At 74.2% G+C, this 17,010-nt stretch carries 16 protein-coding genes; 9 read left to right on the top strand and 7 right to left on the bottom strand.

Features of this window, described 5'->3' with window-relative positions; genetic code table 11:
• Positions 1-24: 24 nt before the first annotated feature.
• The 4 genes from ACZ6EG_RS02390 to ACZ6EG_RS02375 all read left to right on the top strand — a co-directional run bounded on the left by ACZ6EG_RS02390 (position 25) and on the right by ACZ6EG_RS02375 (position 4,198).
• Positions 25-1,461: an HtaA domain-containing protein gene (locus tag ACZ6EG_RS02390; protein ID WP_469600834.1), complete on the top strand. Its 1,437-nt coding sequence runs from the start codon at positions 25-27 to the stop codon at positions 1,459-1,461.
• 93 nt (positions 1,462-1,554) lie between these two features.
• Positions 1,555-3,138 (top strand): HtaA domain-containing protein, encoded by a 1,584-nt coding sequence (locus ACZ6EG_RS02385; RefSeq protein ID WP_469600831.1) that lies wholly within the window; start codon positions 1,555-1,557, stop codon positions 3,136-3,138.
• A 96-nt stretch (positions 3,139-3,234) separates the two neighbouring features.
• A complete protein-coding gene (locus ACZ6EG_RS02380; protein WP_391967773.1) occupies positions 3,235-3,879 on the top strand; it encodes a PhzF family phenazine biosynthesis protein in 645 nt (214 codons plus the stop codon).
• A 106-nt stretch (positions 3,880-3,985) separates the two neighbouring features.
• Positions 3,986-4,198 (top strand): hypothetical protein, encoded by a 213-nt coding sequence (locus ACZ6EG_RS02375; protein WP_356611474.1) that lies wholly within the window; start codon positions 3,986-3,988, stop codon positions 4,196-4,198.
• Positions 4,199-4,277: 79 nt separating this feature from the next.
• Here the strand turns inward: ACZ6EG_RS02375 and ACZ6EG_RS02370 are convergent, their stop codons facing one another.
• Complete coding sequence (locus ACZ6EG_RS02370) at positions 4,278-4,925, bottom strand: biliverdin-producing heme oxygenase (RefSeq protein WP_356611476.1); 648 nt, start codon at positions 4,923-4,925, stop codon at positions 4,278-4,280.
• 133 nt (positions 4,926-5,058) lie between these two features.
• Positions 5,059-5,916, bottom strand: a complete 858-nt coding sequence (gene map, locus ACZ6EG_RS02365; RefSeq protein WP_366766618.1) for a type I methionyl aminopeptidase — start codon at positions 5,914-5,916, stop codon at positions 5,059-5,061.
• A gap of 58 nt (positions 5,917-5,974) precedes the next feature.
• Here map and ACZ6EG_RS02360 point away from each other — a divergent pair, with 58 nt between their 5' ends.
• Entirely contained in the window at positions 5,975-6,205 is a 231-nt protein-coding gene (locus tag ACZ6EG_RS02360; protein ID WP_391967771.1) for a hypothetical protein, read from the top strand.
• Positions 6,206-6,234: 29 nt separating this feature from the next.
• On the opposite strand, the gene ACZ6EG_RS02355 is transcribed toward ACZ6EG_RS02360, so the two are convergent.
• The gene (locus ACZ6EG_RS02355; protein ID WP_391967770.1) at positions 6,235-6,837 is read right to left on the bottom strand and encodes a hypothetical protein; all 603 of its coding nucleotides are present in this window, start codon (positions 6,835-6,837) and stop codon (positions 6,235-6,237) included.
• A gap of 153 nt (positions 6,838-6,990) precedes the next feature.
• Here ACZ6EG_RS02355 and npdG point away from each other — a divergent pair, with 153 nt between their 5' ends.
• Positions 6,991-7,698 carry an NADPH-dependent F420 reductase gene (gene npdG, locus ACZ6EG_RS02350; RefSeq protein ID WP_366766620.1) on the top strand — a complete coding sequence of 236 codons (708 nt, stop codon included), beginning with the start codon at positions 6,991-6,993 and terminating at the stop codon, positions 7,696-7,698.
• Positions 7,699-7,779: 81 nt separating this feature from the next.
• A complete protein-coding gene (locus ACZ6EG_RS02345) occupies positions 7,780-7,971 on the top strand; it encodes a hypothetical protein (RefSeq protein WP_356611486.1) in 192 nt (63 codons plus the stop codon).
• Here ACZ6EG_RS02345 and ACZ6EG_RS02340 read toward each other — a convergent pair.
• On the bottom strand, positions 7,961-8,758 hold the full coding sequence (locus ACZ6EG_RS02340; RefSeq protein ID WP_469600823.1) for a site-2 protease family protein: 798 nt from the start codon (positions 8,756-8,758) through the stop codon (positions 7,961-7,963). The two genes, ACZ6EG_RS02345 and ACZ6EG_RS02340, sit on opposite strands and share 11 nt — an antisense overlap.
• Positions 8,759-8,883: 125 nt before the next feature.
• Between ACZ6EG_RS02340 and ACZ6EG_RS02335 the strand changes: the two genes are divergently transcribed.
• On the top strand, positions 8,884-12,711 hold the full coding sequence (locus ACZ6EG_RS02335) for an AfsR/SARP family transcriptional regulator (RefSeq protein ID WP_469600820.1): 3,828 nt from the start codon (positions 8,884-8,886) through the stop codon (positions 12,709-12,711).
• An 11-nt stretch (positions 12,712-12,722) separates the two neighbouring features.
• Here ACZ6EG_RS02335 and ACZ6EG_RS02330 read toward each other — a convergent pair whose 3' ends face one another.
• The 3 genes from ACZ6EG_RS02330 to panB form a co-directional block, all read right to left on the bottom strand.
• Entirely contained in the window at positions 12,723-13,535 is an 813-nt protein-coding gene (locus ACZ6EG_RS02330; protein ID WP_356611491.1) for an ABC transporter permease, read from the bottom strand.
• A complete protein-coding gene (locus ACZ6EG_RS02325; protein WP_469600816.1) occupies positions 13,532-14,557 on the bottom strand; it encodes an ATP-binding cassette domain-containing protein in 1,026 nt (341 codons plus the stop codon). Before ACZ6EG_RS02325 ends, ACZ6EG_RS02330 begins: the two co-directional genes overlap by 4 nt.
• 202 nt (positions 14,558-14,759) lie before the next feature.
• The gene (panB, locus tag ACZ6EG_RS02320; protein ID WP_391967766.1) at positions 14,760-15,632 is read right to left on the bottom strand and encodes a 3-methyl-2-oxobutanoate hydroxymethyltransferase; all 873 of its coding nucleotides are present in this window, start codon (positions 15,630-15,632) and stop codon (positions 14,760-14,762) included.
• Between the two features lie 315 nt (positions 15,633-15,947).
• On the opposite strand from panB, the gene ACZ6EG_RS02315 reads away from it, so the two are divergent.
• Positions 15,948-17,000 (top strand): endonuclease/exonuclease/phosphatase family protein, encoded by a 1,053-nt coding sequence (locus tag ACZ6EG_RS02315; protein ID WP_391967765.1) that lies wholly within the window; start codon positions 15,948-15,950, stop codon positions 16,998-17,000.
• Positions 17,001-17,010 lie beyond the last annotated feature (10 nt).

The following is a 17,010-nucleotide window of genomic DNA, read 5'->3' as shown; positions in this document are numbered from 1 at the left end:
GGCCCCCGATCCGGAGGACTTCGCATGCCCGCCCGTCTTCGCGCCCTGGTCACCGTGGTGTGCGCGGCCCTCCTCGGCGTCCTGCTGCCCGCGGCCGCCGCACACGCCGAGAGCCGGACCGTGCAGGGCGGACGGCTCGACTGGGGCGTCAAGTCGTCGTTCCAGAGCTACGTCACCGGGCCGGTCGCGAAGGGCAGTTACTCCCTGACGGGAGGAGCGGCCACCGTCGGCGGGAGCGCCTTCCGCTTCCACTCGGCGGCCGGCACCTACGACGGCGGCACGGGTGCCTTCCGGGCCGCCTTCTCCGGCGGCGTCCGCTTCCTCGGCCACCCCACCGGCGGCGGCGCCCACCAGCTCGACCTCACCGTCAGCCGTCCCACCGTGAGCGTCTCCGGCGCCACCGGCACGCTCTCCGTGGACGTCGTGAGCAAGGCGAAGGGCACCGGGGCGGTCACGACGTCCCGTCAGGTGCCCTTCGCCTCCCTCTCGCTCGGCGACATCGACATGCGCGGCGGCGGCAGCACCGTCGCGCTCGCCAGCGTGCCCGCCACCCTCACCGCCGAGGGCGCCCGGTCCTTCGCCGGCTACTACACGGCCGGCACCGCGCTGGACCCGGTGAGCCTGTCGGTCGACGTACGGGCGGCGGCGAGGCCGCAGGAGCAGCAACGGGAGGAGAAGGAGGAGCAGCCGTCCGCCGCGCCGACCCGGTCCCCGGAGCGGCGGAAGTCCGCCGGGGGCGCCATCGAGGACGGCGCCGTCGACTGGGGCGTGCGCCGCACCTTCCGCGAGTACGTCACCGGCGACATCGCCGACGGCAGGTGGGCCCTCACCGCGGGCGCCCGGGACGGCGGCGCCCTCTTCCGCTTCCCCGGCGGCGAGGGGACGTACCAGGACGGCGACCTCACCGCCGCCTTCGAGGGCGCGGTGCGCTTCACCGGCGCGCACGGCCTCGACCTCCGGCTCAGCGGCGTACGGGCCCGCGTCGAGGACGGCACGGGCACGCTGTACGCCGACGTGGACAGTCCCCGCCTCCAGGCCGAGAACGTCCCCCTGGTCACCTTCACCGCCGGGAACCCGAAGCCGGCCGACGGCCTGGTCCGCATCACCGAGGCCCCCGCGAAGCTCACCGCGCGCGGCGCCGAGGCCTTCGGCGGCATGTACCGGGCGGGCACCGCGATGGACCCCGTCTCCCTGGCCGTCGCCCTCACCGCCGACGCGAAGCTGCCCGCCCTGCCCGACCTGGGCAGCGGCCCCACCGCGAGCGCGAGCCCGCAGCGGGAGCAGGCGCGGCAGGCGGCACCCGAGGCCTCGACGCGACCCGTCGCGAACGCCGGTGACTTCCCCGTCCTGCCCGTCTCCCTCACGGCCGGAGCCGTGCTGCTGGCGGCCGCGGCCCTCGTGGCCCTCGCCGTCCGCAGGCGCCGCACCCGGCCCGCGGCGTCCCCCTCCGACCAGGGCTGAACCCCCGACACCCGGACCGCCCCGTTCCCCGGACCGCCCCGTCCCCCCGGACCGCCCCGACCGGCGGACCCCTCACGCAAGGAGAACCGAGCCATGCCCGTCAGACGACGCCGCTCCACCACCCTCGCCGCCGCCGTGGCGACCGCCGCCGCGCTCGGCGCCACCGCCCTCGCCGGCCTCGGCGCCACCACCGCCTCCGCGGCCGAGCGCCCCCTCAACGGTTACGAACTGACCTGGGGCATCAAGCAGTCGTACCGCACCTACGTCGGCATGTTCGGCGGCTTCACCCCGTCCGGGGGCGCCTCCCAGGCCGCCGGCAACGGCGCGTTCACCTTCGTGGACGGCGCCGGCACCTACGACAGCTCGGGCCACACCGTCGACCTCGCCTTCAAGGGCGGCCTGGTGAGCAGGTCCGCGGCCCACGGCTTCGAGATCACCTTCAGCGACGTGCGCTTCGACAGCAAGGCCGGCGAGGTCACCGCCGACCTGAAGAAGGTCGACACCTCCCAGGGCGCACCCAAGATCACCGAGGGCGACGACGTCCCGCTCGCCACCGTCGCCGTCACCCGCGAGATGACCGACATGGCGACCACGCTCACCGCCGAGGCGGGGGAGTACCTCGGCAGCGCGTCCTACGCGGGCGCGGCCGGCGACCCGCTGACGGTGGCGAAGACGGCGGCGCCGGAGCCCAGCCCCACCCCCACCACCAGCGCCCCCACCACCGAGCCCTCCCCGACCGCGTCGCAGACGCAGACCAGCGAACCCCAGCCGTCGGCCACGCAGAGCTCGACCGCCGCGCCCTCCCCGACCGCGACCGCCGGCACCTCCGCTTCCCCCTCCGCCACCGCCTCCGCCACGGCCACCGCGACCCGGGCCCCCGCCCAGGGCGCCCTAGCCGACGGCACCCTCGGCTGGGGGGTGAAGGAGTCCTTCCGCGCCTACGTCGTCGGTGACATCGCCAAGGGCCGGGTCACCGTCTCGGGCGGTGCCACCCAGGCGGGCGGCAACGGCGCCTTCACCTTCACGGACGCCACCGGCACCTACGACACGGACGCCGGCAGGCTCACCGCCTCCTTCCGGGGCGCGGTGAACTTCAAGGGCCACGAGTCGAACGGCGCGTACGGCCTCGACCTGACCCTGAGCAACCTCAAGGCCACCCTCGACGACGGCACCGGTCAGCTGACCGCCGACGTGGACAGCCTGGGCACGCGGACCGAGGGTGTGGTCCTGGCGGATCTCAAGGCCCGGTCCGCCGACCTGACCGCGCGGGACGACGTCATCACCGTCGACGGTGTCGCCGCCACCCTCACCGGGGCCGGCGCGAAGGTCTTCGGCAACTACCCGGCCGGCACCGCGCTCGACACCGTCGACCTCTCGGTGGCGCTGAGCGAGGACGCCCAGCTGCCGGGCGGCGGCGGCACGGGCACGTCCGGCGGCTCGGGTGGCACGGGCGGCACGGGCGGCATGGGCACGTCCGGCGGCACCGGCGGTTCGGCCACCACCGGCGGCTCCACCGTCGGCGGCGCGGGCTCGACCACGGGCGGCCTGACCGGCGGCAGCCTGGCCTCCACCGGCTCGGACCTTCCGGGCCCGGCGCTCGGTGCGGCGGCCGGTGTCGCGGTCGCCCTCGGCGCGGGCGCGGTGTTCGCCGCACGCAAGCGGCGGTCGCGGGCGTGAGCGGCGGTCGCGGGCGCGAGCGACGGTAGCGAGCAGGAGGCCGGGGGACCCCGGCCCGGGACATCCCCGCCGCCCGCACGATGTTTGAATGCCCCGGTGACTGACTACGACGTACTGCGCGTCTTCTGCGCGCCGAACGGCGGCTACGGCAACGAACTCGGCGTCGTCCGGGACGGCTCCGTGCTGCCGGACCCCGCGGAGCGGCAGAAGCTGGCCGCGGAACTCGGCTTCAGCGAGACCGTGTTCGTCGACGACCCCGAGCGCGGTGTCATCGACATCTACACGCCCGCCCTGCGCCTGCCGTTCGCCGGGCACCCCTGCGTCGGCACGGCCTGGCTGCTCGACGTCCCCGAGATCGTCACCCCGGCCGGGGTGGTGGGCGTCCGGCTGGACGGCGAGTTCAGCTGGATCGAGGCCCGCCCCGAGTGGGCACCGCCGCGGACCCTGCGCCAGTACGCCGGGGTCGCCGAGGTCGAGGACCTGCCGGTGCCGGCGGCGGGGGAGTGGGTCTACGCCTGGGCGTGGGAGGACGAGCCGGCGGGACGCGTGCGGGCCCGCGCCTTCCCGGGCCGCGACGACGGCATCGACGAGGACGAGGCGACCGGCGCGGCGGCCCTGCTGCTGACCGAGCGGCTGGGCCGCGCCCTCAACATCACGCAGGGTGCCGGCTCGCAGATCCTCACGGCCCCCCAGCCCGAGGGCTGGGTCGAGATCGGCGGTCGGGTGCGCCTGGAGCGGTGAAGGGTGCCCGGCACCGCACCTCCGTACGGGTGGAACAGCGTGTGCGCGCGACCGTCAGGGGTTACCTCTGGGCGTGACCGCTCAGTTCCCCCGCGAGAGGAAACCCATGCGCATCCGTTCCGCCTTCGCCACGGTCCTGCTGACCGCCGCCATGACCGCCGGCGGCGTGGCGACCGCCACCGCCTTCGACGGCCCGCTGCACGGTGACGAGGACGCCACCTGCAGCCCGTACTTCGGCGCCATCACCACGGACAGCACGGGCGACCTCTACTTCGGCGGCATCAACTGCCGCAGCGACGACTACGACATCGACAACTGAGGTCGGCACGTCGTGGGAAACCGGTCCCCCTCGGCCGACGGCCGAGGGGGACCGGTGCGTGCACGCGGGCACGGGCCGCTCACGCGGAGAGCGGGAACTCCTCGCCCAGCCCCCGGAAGACCGCCGTGTTCAGGGCGAAGGCGCGCTTGCACTCGGCGACGACCCGCTGCTTCTCCAGGTCGTCCGCGCGGATGCCGTCCAGCAGCTCCCGGTACTCGCGCTTGAAGGCGGCCGGGTTGGTGATCTCCTCGAAGACGTAGAAGCGGACTCCGTCGCCCTTCTTGGCGAAGCCCCAGGTCCGCTCCGCCCTGTCCCGGATGATCTGGCCGCCGGACAGGTCGCCGAGGTAGCGCGTGTAGTGATGGGCCACGTACCCGGCCGGCCACCGCTCGGCGCACTCGCGCACCCGGGCCGCGTACGCCTCCGTCGCGGGCAGGGCGGTCAGGCCCGCACGCCACCGCGGGCCGCGCAGGTGCGCCAGGTCACGCTCCAGCGAGTCCAGCCGCATCAGCTCCGGCCGCACGAACGGCCCGGCCACCGGGTCGGCCGCCAGCCGGCCGGCCGCCGCCTCCAGCGCCTCGTACACGAACCACAGCTGCTCGGTGTAGCGCGCGTACGCGTCGACGCCGAGCCGCCCGCCCAGCAGGTCGCTCATGAAGGTCGAGGTCTCGGCCTCCACGTGCTGCTCGTGGGAGGCGGTGCGGATGAGCGTCGAGAAAGAGTCCATGGGGCCGATCTTGCATGGTTAGGCTTACCTAAGTCAATGGTTTTCCGACGGCCTGTCGGTAAAAGGGTACCGAGACGCGCGACGGCCCGCCCTCCGAGGAGAGCGGGCCGGGAGGCGGGTGCGCGGCGGTCGGCTACGGCAGGGTCAGGATCTCCGCGCCCGAGTCCGTCACCACGAGGGTGTGCTCGAACTGCGCGGTCCGCCTGCGGTCCCTGGTCACGACCGTCCAGCCGTCGTCCCACATGTCGTACTCGTGGGTCCCGAGCGTCAGCATCGGCTCGATCGTGAAGGTCATCCCGGGCTGGATGACGGTCGTCGCGTGCGGGCTGTCGTAGTGCGGGACGATGAGCCCGGAGTGGAACGCCGTGCTGATCCCGTGACCGGTGAAGTCCCGCACCACCCCGTACCCGAACCGCTTCGCGTACGACTCGATGACCCGGCCGATGATGTTGATCTGCCGGCCCGGCCGGACCGCCTTGATCGCGCGGGCCAGGGACTCGCGGGTCCGCTCGACCAGCAGCCGGCTCTCCTCGTCCACGTCGCCGACCAGGTAGGTCGCGTTGTTGTCGCCGTGCACACCGCCGATGTACGCCGTCACGTCGAGGTTGACGATGTCGCCGTCGCGCAGCACCGTCGAGTCCGGGATGCCGTGGCAGATGACCTCGTTGACGGAGCTGCACAGGGACTTCGGGAAGCCGCGGTAGCCGAGCGTCGACGGGTAGGCGCCGTGGTCGCACATGTACTCGTGCGCGACCCGGTCCAGCTCGTCCGTCGTCACGCCGGGCGCGATGAGCTTCGCGGCCTCCTCCATCGCGCGCGCCGCGATCCGGCCGGCCACGCGCATCGCCTCGATCGTCTCGGGCGTCTGCACCTCCGGTCCGGTGTACGGCGACGGCGCGGGTTTGCCGACGTACTCGGGCCGGCGGATGTTTCCGGGTACGGAACGGGTGGGAGACAGCTCCCCTGGTACGAGCAGCGACTGGCCAGACATGTCAGCGAGTCTAACCAGCGGGCATAAGAGAGCATGTCCCTGGCGAAAGGAGCCGGTCATGGCCCTCTTCAAGAAGCGCACGGTCGGAAAACCGGGCGAGTGGTACTACTGCCTGGAGCACAAGAAGGTCGAGGAAGGCCCCGACTGCCCGGCCAAGAACCGCTTCGGGCCGTACGCCTCCCGTACGGAGGCCGACCACGCGATGCAGACCGCCCGCGAGCGCAACCTCGAGTGGGAGAACGACCCGAAGTGGCACGACGCCTCCGCGGGCCGCGCCGACGAGGACTGAACGAGACCCGGACGCGCCACCCCGCCCCGTCACCAGCGTGACGGAGGCGGGGCCGTCAGGTGGTCCGCCAGGCGGGAGAGGCGGTCACGGAAGCGGCGGCGGCCCCGGGGCGGCGGTACCGCGTTCTCCCCGGCCGCCGCGCTGACCAGGTGCTGCACGGTGTCCAGGTCCAGCTCCGCCCCGTCCGGCACGGTCAGCGCCTCGTGCGCCATGGCCGTCAGCTCCCGCTCGCCCGCGCCCAGCGCCAGCACCGTCGCCCCGGCCCGGCGGGCGTCGTGCACCCCCTCCAGGAGCGGGGCGCCGGGATCGTCCGGCGCCACCACGAGCAGCGTCTCCCCGCGCCGGGCCGCCGCCAGCCGCCCCAGCCCGACCGCCAGGTGCGCCGGGTCCGAGGGACGGGCGCCGTGCCGTACGAGCGTGGGGGCCAGCTCCGGCGTCCCCGACCAGGCGGCCTCGTCCACCAGGTGCGCCGCCAGGTGCCAGGGCTCGTACCCGTCGGTGCCCACCAGCAGCAGCCCGCCCCCGTGCGGCACGACCGAGTTCCGCAGCGCCCCCGCGAACCTCCGGGTGGCCCCCAGCCACTCGGTCCCGGCGAGCACTTCCCGCAGCAACGCGACCCGTACGGCGTCCATGGGCCCGCATCCTGCCGCAACCCGCCCCGCGCGCACCGGCGTTCGGCCCGCATTCGCCCGACCCGGGGACGACCCGGGGACGACCCGGGGACGGGCACGGCGCCCGGCGGCACCTGGACCCGGCCGGGGGCGGACGGGACGTAGGGTCGGCCCATGACCTCTACCGACAGTGCTGCACAGAAGGCCCCCGCCAAGGACCCCTGGGACCTGCCCGACGTCTCCGGGCTGGTCGTCGGCGTGCTCGGCGGCACCGGCCCCCAGGGCAAGGGCCTCGCCTACCGCCTCGCCAAGGCCGGCCAGAAGGTGATCGTCGGCTCCCGCGCCGCCGAGCGCGCCGAGGCCGCCGCCGAGGAGATCGGCCACGGCGTCGAGGGCGCCGACAACGCCGACACCGCCCGCCGCAGCGACCTCGTGATCGTCGCCGTGCCCTGGGACGGCCACGGCAAGACCCTGGAGTCCCTGCGCGCGGAACTGGCCGGCAAGCTCGTCGTCGACTGCGTCAACCCGCTCGGCTTCGACAAGAAGGGCGCCTACGCGCTCAAGCCCGAGGAGGGCAGCGCCGCCGAGCAGGCAGCCGCCCTGCTGCCGGACAGCCGGGTCACCGCCGCCTTCCACCACCTCTCGGCGGTCCTCCTCCAGGACCCGGAGATCGAGGAGATCGACACCGACGTCATGGTCCTCGGCGAGGAGCGGGCCGACGTGGAGATCGTGCAGGCCCTCGCCGGACGCATCGCCGGCATGCGCGGCGTCTTCGCCGGCCGGCTCCGCAACGCCCACCAGGTCGAGTCGCTGGTCGCCAACCTGATCTCCGTCAACCGCCGCTACAAGGCACACGCCGGGCTCCGCGTCACGGACGTGTGAGGCGATGGGGGACACTGGGGGGTGCCAGATGTACCGCATCACCCGCAGTACCCGCCGTGTCCCCCGACAGGAGCCCGCCCCATGCCCCGCCTCGCCGTCTACGCCCTGGTCGTCTGCGTCCTCGCCGTGACCGCCGCCGTCGTCTCCTTCGTGCAGGGCAGCGTGCTGATCGGCGTCGTGTGGGTGCTGCTGTCGGGCCTGTCGTCCAACATGTGCTGGTACTACGTCAAGCGCGGCCGCGACGCCCGCCGCTCCCCGTCCGTCACGGGCTGACCGAGCACAGCTCGTCGGTCTGCCAGAAGCGGTACAGCTCGAAGCCGCAGTACGTGTCGGCCTCGCCGATCCCGAGGCCGCGCAGGAGCGCGTCGACCGCGTCGAAGAACACACCGTTGACGGCCGGGATCCACAGCAGCGCGAACACGATCAGCAGCCCGAACGGCGCGAGCGGCTCCACCTGCCGCCGCACGTTGTACGACAGCCACGGCTCGATCACGCCGTAGCCGTCCAGGCCCGGCACCGGCAGGAAGTTCAGGATCGCCGCCGTCACCTGGAGCAGCGCGAGGAAGGCCAGCGCCAGCCGGAAGTCGCGCGGCACGCCGTCCAGCGCGTCCAGCCAGAACGGGGCCGTGCACACCGCGGCGAACAGCACGTTGGTCAGCGGGCCCGCCGCCGAGATCAGGCTGTGCCGCCAGCGGCCCCGGATGCGGCCGCGCTCGATGAACACCGCGCCGCCCGGCAGCCCGATCCCACCCATGATCACGAACAGCACCGGGAGCACGACGCTCAGCAGGGCGTGCGTGTACTTCACCGGGTTCAGCGTGAGGTAGCCCTTCGCGCCGACCGAGATGTCCCCGCTGTGCAGGGCGGTACGGGCGTGCGCGTACTCGTGCAGGCACAGCGAGACCACCCACGCCGCCGTCACGAACAGGAACACGGCCAGGCCCGGCTGCTCGGCGAACCCGGTCCAGGTGGCCCAGCCCGTGACCGCGGCGACGGCGACGATCCCGAGGAACACGGGACTGACGCGCCGGTCGCTGGGGCGGGCGGTGGCGGTGCTCATGGGACTCCCTGGCTGTCGGACGGCACGGTGGGGCAGGGGGACCGCCCGACCGTACCGGGTCGTGACCAGAACGCCCCGGGGCCGGTCGCCGGTTCCCGTGCCCCGCGCCGCGCCGCGGAAACCCCATGACCGGCCGCCACGGCACCAGGGACAATGGTCCCGTGCGCTACCGCATCCTCGGCACCACCCAGGCACTCCGCCCCGACGGCACCGCCGTCCCGGTCGGCGGGGCGCGGCTGCGCGCGCTGCTGACGGTGCTCGCCCTGCGTCCCGGCCGAGCCGTGCCCGCGGCGCTGCTGGTGGAGGAGGTGTGGGACGGCGACCCGCCGGCCGACGCGCCGGGCGCGCTCCAGGCGCTGGTCGGGCGGCTGCGCCGGACGCTCGGCGCGGAGGCGGTCGTCTCGTCCGACGGCGGCTACCGGCTCACCGCCGCCCCCGAGGACATCGACCTGCACCGCTTCGACCGGCTGGCCGCCGAGGGCACCCGAGCCCTCGCCGACGGGGACCCCGGCAAGGCGGCCGCCGTACTGGACGACGCCCTCGGCCTGTGGCGCGGCCCCGCCCTCGCCGACCTGCCCGACCGCACCGCCGAGGCGGCCCGCTGGAACACCCGGCACCTGGACGTGCTGCGCGCCCGGCACACGGCCGCCCTGGACCTCGGACAGGCCGAGCAGTCGCTGCCCGAGCTGACCGCGCTCTGCGACGGCCGTCCCCTGGACGAGCCGCTCCAGACCCTGCGGCTGCGCGCCCTGCGGGACACCGGCCGCACCGCCGAGGCCCTGGCCGCCTACGAGGCCGTACGACGCCACCTCGCGGACCGGCTCGGCACCGACCCGGGACCGGAACTGCGCTCCCTGCACGAGCAGTTGCTCCGCCCTGCGACGCGGGCCCGGTCCACGAACGCGGGAGGGCCGGCGAGTACCGGGCACCGGGCGAGCCCCAGGGGCCCCGTGAGCCCTGACGGGCGCGTGCCCTCCGCGGGGACCGGGGGGACGGCGCGGGACCGGGCCCCCGGCGCGCCGGGGACCCCCGTCGGGCCCACGAGCCCTGGCGAACCTGACGGTCCGACGGGGGCGGGTGCGCCCGGGGCGGCTCCCGGCGGCCCCGGACAGCCCGGCCCACCCGCGAGGCCCGGAGGTACCGGCGGTCCGACGGAGGCCGGTGCGCCCGTGCCGCCCGGGGGTACGGCGGGGGCCGCAGGGCCCGGTACACCTGTGCCGCCCGGCGGTCCCAGGGGCCCGGTCGGTCCGGCGAGTCCGGCGGGGTCCGGCGACCCCGTGCCGCCGGCGGCGCCCGGCACCCCCGGGGGGCCTGCGGCTTCCGCGGGGCCCGCGACGACTGCCTCCGGCGCGACGCCCCCGGCGTCCCCCACGTCCGAGGCGGGTGCCGCGGGCCGGGCCGCCCCGGCCGGAGGCCCCTCCGCGCCCCGACGCCGGGGCAACCTCCGCGCCCGGCTCACCTCCTTCGTCGGCCGGGACGCCGACCTGGAGGCCCTGCGCGGCGACCTGGCGACCGCCCGTCTCGTCACCCTGCTCGGGCCGGGCGGCGCCGGCAAGACCCGGCTGTCGCAGGAGGCCGCCGAGGGCGTCGGGGAGACCGCGCCGGACGGCGCCTGGCTCGCCGAACTCGCCCCCGTCGACGATCCCGGCGCCGTGCCGCAGGCCGTCCTCACCGCCCTCGGCGCCCGCGAGACCGTCCTGTACGGCGCCGGCGCCGAGGAGATGCGGGCGGTCGCCGCCACCGACCGGCAGGCGACCGCCGTGGAACGCCTCGTCGAGCACTGCGGCCGGCGCCGCATGCTGATCGTCCTCGACAACTGCGAGCACGTCGTCGAGGCCGCCGCCCGGCTCGCCGAGGAACTCCTCGCCCGCTGCCCGGGCCTGACGATCCTCGCCACCAGCCGCGAACCCCTCGGCGTGCCGGGGGAGTCGCTGCGCCCGGTGGAGCCACTGCCGGAACCGGCCGCGCTGCGCCTGCTCGCCGACCGCGGTGCCGCCGCCCGCCCCGGCTTCCGCACCGATGCCGACGAGGAGACCGCGGCGGCCTGCGCCGAGATCTGCCGCCGCCTCGACGGCCTGCCGCTGGCGATCGAGCTGGCAGCGGCCCGGCTGCGCATGCTGACCCCGCGCCAGATCGCCGACCGCCTCGACGACCGCTTCCGCCTGCTCACCTCCGGCAGCCGCACCGTCCTGCCCCGCCAGCAGACGCTGCGCGCGGTCGTCGACTGGTCCTGGGACCTGCTCGACGAGGAGGAAAGGGACGTACTGCGGCGCCTGTCCGTCTTCGCCGGCGGCTGCGACCTCACCGCCGCCGAGGCCGTGTGCGGGCCCGCGGCCCTGGACGCCCTCGGCTCCCTCGTCGACAAGTCACTGGTCGTGGCCGCGCCGTCCCCCGGCGACGGCATGCGCTACCGGCTCCTGGAGACCGTCGCCGAGTACGCCGGCGAACGCCTCGACGAGACCGGCGGCCGCGCCGCCGCCGAGCGCGCGCACCTCACCCACTACCGGGAACTCGCCCGGACCACCGACCCGTTGCTGCGGGGCCCGCGGCAGCTCGCCGCCATCGAGCGGCTGGAGCGCGAGTACGAGAACCTGCGCACCGCGCTGCGCCACGCCATCGCCGAGCGCGACGAGCAGGAGGCGCTGAGCCTGTCGCTGTCGCTGGTCTGGTACTGGCAGATGCGCGACCTGCGCGTGGAGGCGCGGAACTGGTTCAGCGAGGTCATGACGCTCGGCCCGGACCCCTTCGCCGAGCCGGTCCGCCGGGCCGAGCCGGTCTGGGAGCGGTGCACGGCCACCCCGCCCCCGCTGACCGGCGAGGTGCTCGCCGAGGCCCGCCGCGGCGTCCACCTGGCCCACCTCGCCTGCATGGACACCGAGCTGGAGGCCTGGCAGAAACCGGAGGCCAAACGGAAGCTGCGGGTCATCGCCGAGACGTACGAACCGGGGATGCCCCAGACCTGCACCCCGCCCGGCCTGCTCTGGTTCTTCGCCGTGATGCTCTCCGGCGACATGGAGCGGCTGCGCGAGATCATGGACGCCACCGTGCGCACCTGCCGTGAGACGCCGGGGTTCGAGTGGGGCCTGGCCGGCAGCCTCCAGATGCGCGCCAACTTCCTCGCCAACCGCACCGACTGGGCGGGTGACGCGGCCCGTGACGCCGACGAGGCGCTGGAGATCTACCACCGCCTCGGTGACGCCTGGGGCACCGCCGAGGCACTCGCCGCCCGCGCCGAGGCCCGTGAGCGCAAGGGCGAGTTCCGGCTCGCCGCCGCCGACTACCGGGCCGCCGCGAAGGAGGCCGAACGGCTCGGCGCGCACGCCCAGGTGGACATCCTGGACGCCCGCCTCGGCAGCGTGCTGCTGGAGTGCGGGGATGCCGAGGAGGGCGAGCGCACCCTGCGTGCGGTGATCGAGCGGACCGAGGGGACGGGACACAACGGCGCCATGCCGGCCGCTCGGCTCTTCCTCGCCGGGCGGCTCGGCATGACCGGGCGGACCGCCGAGGCGGGCGAGCAGCTCCGGCTGCTGCGCCGGGACTTCGCCATCTCCCACTTCGTCGTCTTCGACGCCTTCATCCTCGCCGCGGAGGCGTGGGTCGCCACGCTGGAGGGCCGGCACGAGGAGTGCCTGGTCAAGGTGCGCAAGTCGCTGGAGCGGGCCGACGACCCGCTCTCCGCGGCCATCGCCCCGCACATGCGCTCCTCGTACCTGACCATCGCGGCGATGGCGATGGCCCGCGTGGACGGCGGGCAGCGGGCCACCGACGCGGCGCGCTGTCTCGGCGCCGCCGACGCGATGCTGCCGTCGGCCCACGTCGCGATGGGCCTGGAGCGTGACGGGCGCGCCCGCGCCGTCGGGAGGGTCCGCGAGGCGCTGGGCGGCGAGGCGTACGAGGCCGCGTACGCCGAGGGCGCCGGCCTCACCGCGGAGGAGGCCGTCGCCCTCGTCTGACCCGGGCCGGGTCAGGTCTTCGTACGGAACTTGTGGATGGCGACCGGAGCCATCACCGCGGTGATCGCCACGGACCAGCCGAGCGTGATCCACAGGTCGTGCGCGACCGGACCGCCCACCATCAGCCCGCGCGCCGCGTCGGCGAGCGTGGAGAGCGGGTTGTAGTCGGTGAAGGCCTGCAACCAGCCCGGCATCGACTGCGTCGGCGCGAAGATCGACGAGCCGAACTGCAACGGGAACAGCACCATGAACCCCATCGCCTGCACGGACTGCGCGTTCTTCAGGATCACGCCCAGGGTGAGGAACACCCACATGATCGACGAGGCGAACACCGCCGACAGGCCCACGGCGGCGAACAGACCGCCCCAGTGGACGATGTCGAAACCGACCAGGACGGCGACGATCATCAGCACCGTGGTCGCGAACAGCATCCGCAGCATCTCCACCGCGATCTTCGCGAAGAGCACGGAGCCGCGCCCGATCGGCAGGGACCGGAAGCGGTCCATGACACCGGAGTTGAAATCCTGACTGAAGCCCGTGCCGACGCCCTGCGACAGCGTCATGCTCATCATGGCGATCATGCCGGGGATGACGTACTGCACGTAGCCGTCCTGTCCGCCGCCCAGCGCCTGGCCGATCGACCCGCCGAAGACGTACACGAACAGCAGGGTGAAGACGACCGGCATCAGCAGGGCGTCGAACATCGACTCCGGGTCCTGCCGGATCCACAGCAGGTTGCGGCGGACCAGAGCGCCGGTGTGCCGCACGTGCCCGCGCACGGAGATGCGGGCGTCGTCGGTGGTGGTCAGGGTGGCGGCGCTCATACGGCGACCTCCTCGCGGGCGTCGGCGGGCGCGGGGTCCTGCGGGGCACTGGCGCGGTGGCCGGTGAGGGACAGGAAGACCTCGTCCAGGCTGGGCAGTTCGGTGGTGACGGAGGCGAGCGTGATGCCGCGGGCGGTGACCGCGCCGACCACGGCGGTCAGCTGCTCGTCGCTGAGGATCGGGACCAGGACGGCCCCGCGCTCCGCGTCCACCGTGGTGTCGGCGAGCCCGGTGATGCCCAGCTCGTCCAGGTGGGCGGCGAGCGGGCGCAGGTGCAGCGGGTCGGCCGGACGGACCCGCAGGGTGCGCCCGCCGACCTTGGCCTTCAGCTGCTCGATGCCACCGTTCGCGATGACCTTGCCGCGGTCGACGACGGTCAGCTCCGAGGCGAGCTGCTCGGCCTCCTCCATGTACTGGGTGGTGAGCAGCACGGTGACGCCGTCGCCGACCATGCGCTTGACCTCGTCCCACACCTCGTTGCGGGTGCGCGGGTCCAGGCCGGTGGTGGGCTCGTCCAGGTAGAGCACGGCCGGGTGCCCGATCATGGAGGCGGCCAGGTCGAGACGGCGGCGCATGCCGCCGGAGTAGGTGTGCGCGGGGCGCTTGCCGGCCTCGGTGAGCGAGAACCGCTCCAGCAGTGCGTCGGCCCGGGCGCGCGCGTCCCTGCGGGACAGGTCGAGCAGCCGGCCGATCATGTACAGGTTCTCCCAGCCGGGGAGCTTCTCGTCCACGGACGCGTACTGCCCGGTCAGTCCTATCACCCGTCGCAGCTGGCGCGGCTGGCGTACGACGTCGTAGCCGACGACGTGCGCCGTGCCCGCGTCGGGGGTGATCAGGGTGGACAGGATGCGGACGAGGGTCGTCTTGCCGGCGCCGTTCGGCCCGAGCACACCCATCACGGTGCCCTCGCGCACGTCGAGGTCGACGCCGTCCAGTGCCTTGGTCTCGCCGTAGTGCTTGACCAGCCCCCGCACGGTGACCGCGCTGCCCGCGGCCCGGGGGTTGTCGTCGATTCGCTTCATGCCCACGACGGTGTCAGCCCCCGCCGACAAACCGCCGACATCCCACCGACAACCGACCCGCCCCGCCGACAGACCGCCGACACACCGACAGCACACGGACGGACGCCGGCCGGTACGCCGACATCCCGCCGACGGCACGCCGAAAAGCACCGGCCCCGCCGACGGGGGAAGATCGGCGGGGCCGGTGTCGTACCGCGGTGGCTCAGTGGACGGAGTGCTCCTCCTGCGGGAACGTTCCGCCGACGACGTCCTCGGCGAAGGCCTTCGCCGCGTCGCCGATGACCTGGCGCAGGTCGGCGTACTTCTTCACGAACTTCGGCACCCGGCCGCCGGTCAGCCCGAGCATGTCGGTCCACACCAGCACCTGGGCGTCCGTCTCCGCGCCCGCGCCGATCCCGACGGTCGGGATGTGCAGCGTCCGCGTCACCTCGGCGGCCAGCTCGGCCGGGACCAGCTCCAGGACGACCGCGAAGGCGCCCGCGTCCTGCACCGCCTTGGCGTCGCGCAGCAGCTGCTGGGCCGCCTCCTCGCCGCGCCCCTGGACCCGGTAGCCCATGGCGTTCACGGACTGCGGGGTGAGGCCGATGTGGGCCATCACGGGGATGCCGGACTCCACCAGCAGCTCGATCTGCCGGTGCGAGCGCTCGCCGCCCTCCAGCTTGACCGCCCCCACCCCGGCCTCCTTGACCAGCCGGGTCGCCGAGCGCAGCGCCTGCACCGGGCCCTCCTGGTAGGAGCCGAAGGGCAGGTCGCCGACGATCAGGGCGCGGCTGGTGCCCCGGACCACCGCGGCCGAGAGCATCGTCATCTCGTCCAGGGTGACGGGCACGGTGGACTCGTAGCCGAGGTGGCAGTTGCCCGCGGAGTCGCCGACGAGCATGACCGGGATGCCGGCCTCGTCGAAGACGGACGCGGTCATCGCGTCGTACGCGGTGAGCATGGGCCACTTCTCGCCGCGCTCCTTGGCGGCGGTGATGTCCCGGACGGTGATGCGGCGGTTGCTCTTGCCCCCGTACAGCGCCTTGCTCCCGTCGGCGGGGCGCTGAGGGGTGGGGGCAGCCGAAAGCTGCGTCATGGCAACGGCTCCTTCATGTCATCTCGAGGCGCCCTCACGGCGTCCCCGGATCCCCTCCATGGTGGCACCTTCCGCGTCCCGGCGGCTAGGGGACCCTCGTCACGGGGTGCCGAGCCCGTGAAGCGGGGGGGGCGAATGTGCTCGTTGTGTCACAGAGCCGCCCGTCTCGACTCCGTTCGGAACTCCGGACGGCGACTCGTACGTCCTCGTGCCCGTACGGCCGTCGCAGGACGGCAGGATCGGACCCGATCATCCCCTAGGGTGCTGAGTCACGGGGGGAGCGACGGTGTGCACGGCAGGCAGTGAGGCGACGGTATGGCGCAGCAGGCGTACATGACGGAGACGGACAACGGCGGCTCGGGGCCCGAGCACCGGGGAACCCGGCTTCGGCGCCTGTGGGACCGGGCGGTCACCGGCTGGCGGGGCGACCGGCGGATCTGGCGCCGGGGCCTGGTCACGGCCGCGGTGGCGATCGTCCTGGCCGTCGTCATGGCGGCCCACTCGCACATCCCGAACGCCATCGGCAACCTCGGCAGCCTCACGGAGACCTTCCTGCCGTGGTTCGGTCTGCTGATCCCGGTCCTGCTGGTGATCGCCCTCGCGCGGAAGTCGGCGACGGCGCTGATCGCGCTGGTCCTGCCGGTGTCGGTGTGGCTGAACCTCTTCGGCGGCCTCCTCTTCGACAAGACGGGTGCCGGCGGCGACCTCACGGTGGCCACGCACAACGTCAACGCCGACAACGCCGACCCGGCCGGCACCGCCCGTGCCGTGGCCGCCGCCGGCGCGGACGTGCTGGCGCTGGAGGAGCTGAAGGCGTCCGCCGTGCCGACGTACGAGAAGGCGCTGGCGTCGAAGTACCGGCACCACGCGGTGGTCGGCACCGTCGGGCTGTGGAGCAAGTACCCGGTGAGCGGCGTGAGGGCCGTGGACATCCGGCTCGGCTGGAAGCGCGCCATGCGGGCCACCGTCGCCACGCCCTCCGGGCCGGTCGCGGTGTACGTCGCCCACCTGCCGTCCGTACGGGTGAAGCTGGAGGCGGGTTTCACCGCCCGGCAGCGCGACAAGAGCGCCGACGCCCTCGGCGAGGCCATCGCCGACGAGAAGCTGCCCCGCAAGATCCTGCTCGGCGACCTCAACGGCACCATGAACGACCGCGCGCTCACCGCCATCACCTCCCAGATGCGCTCCCCGCAGGGCGCCGTGGGGGACGGCTTCGGCTTCAGCTGGCCGGCGTCCTTCCCGATGACCCGCATCGACCAGATCCTGGTCACCGGCGTCGAACCGGAGACCAGCTGGACCCTGCCGGCGACCGGCAGCGACCATCTGCCGATCGCCGCGCGTGTGAGGGTCGACACAACGGCATCCTGAACGTCCCTGG

It is taken from the genome of Streptomyces sp. NPDC041968 (genome assembly GCF_055589025.1).
This window is presented reverse-complemented; position numbering and strand designations above follow the sequence as displayed.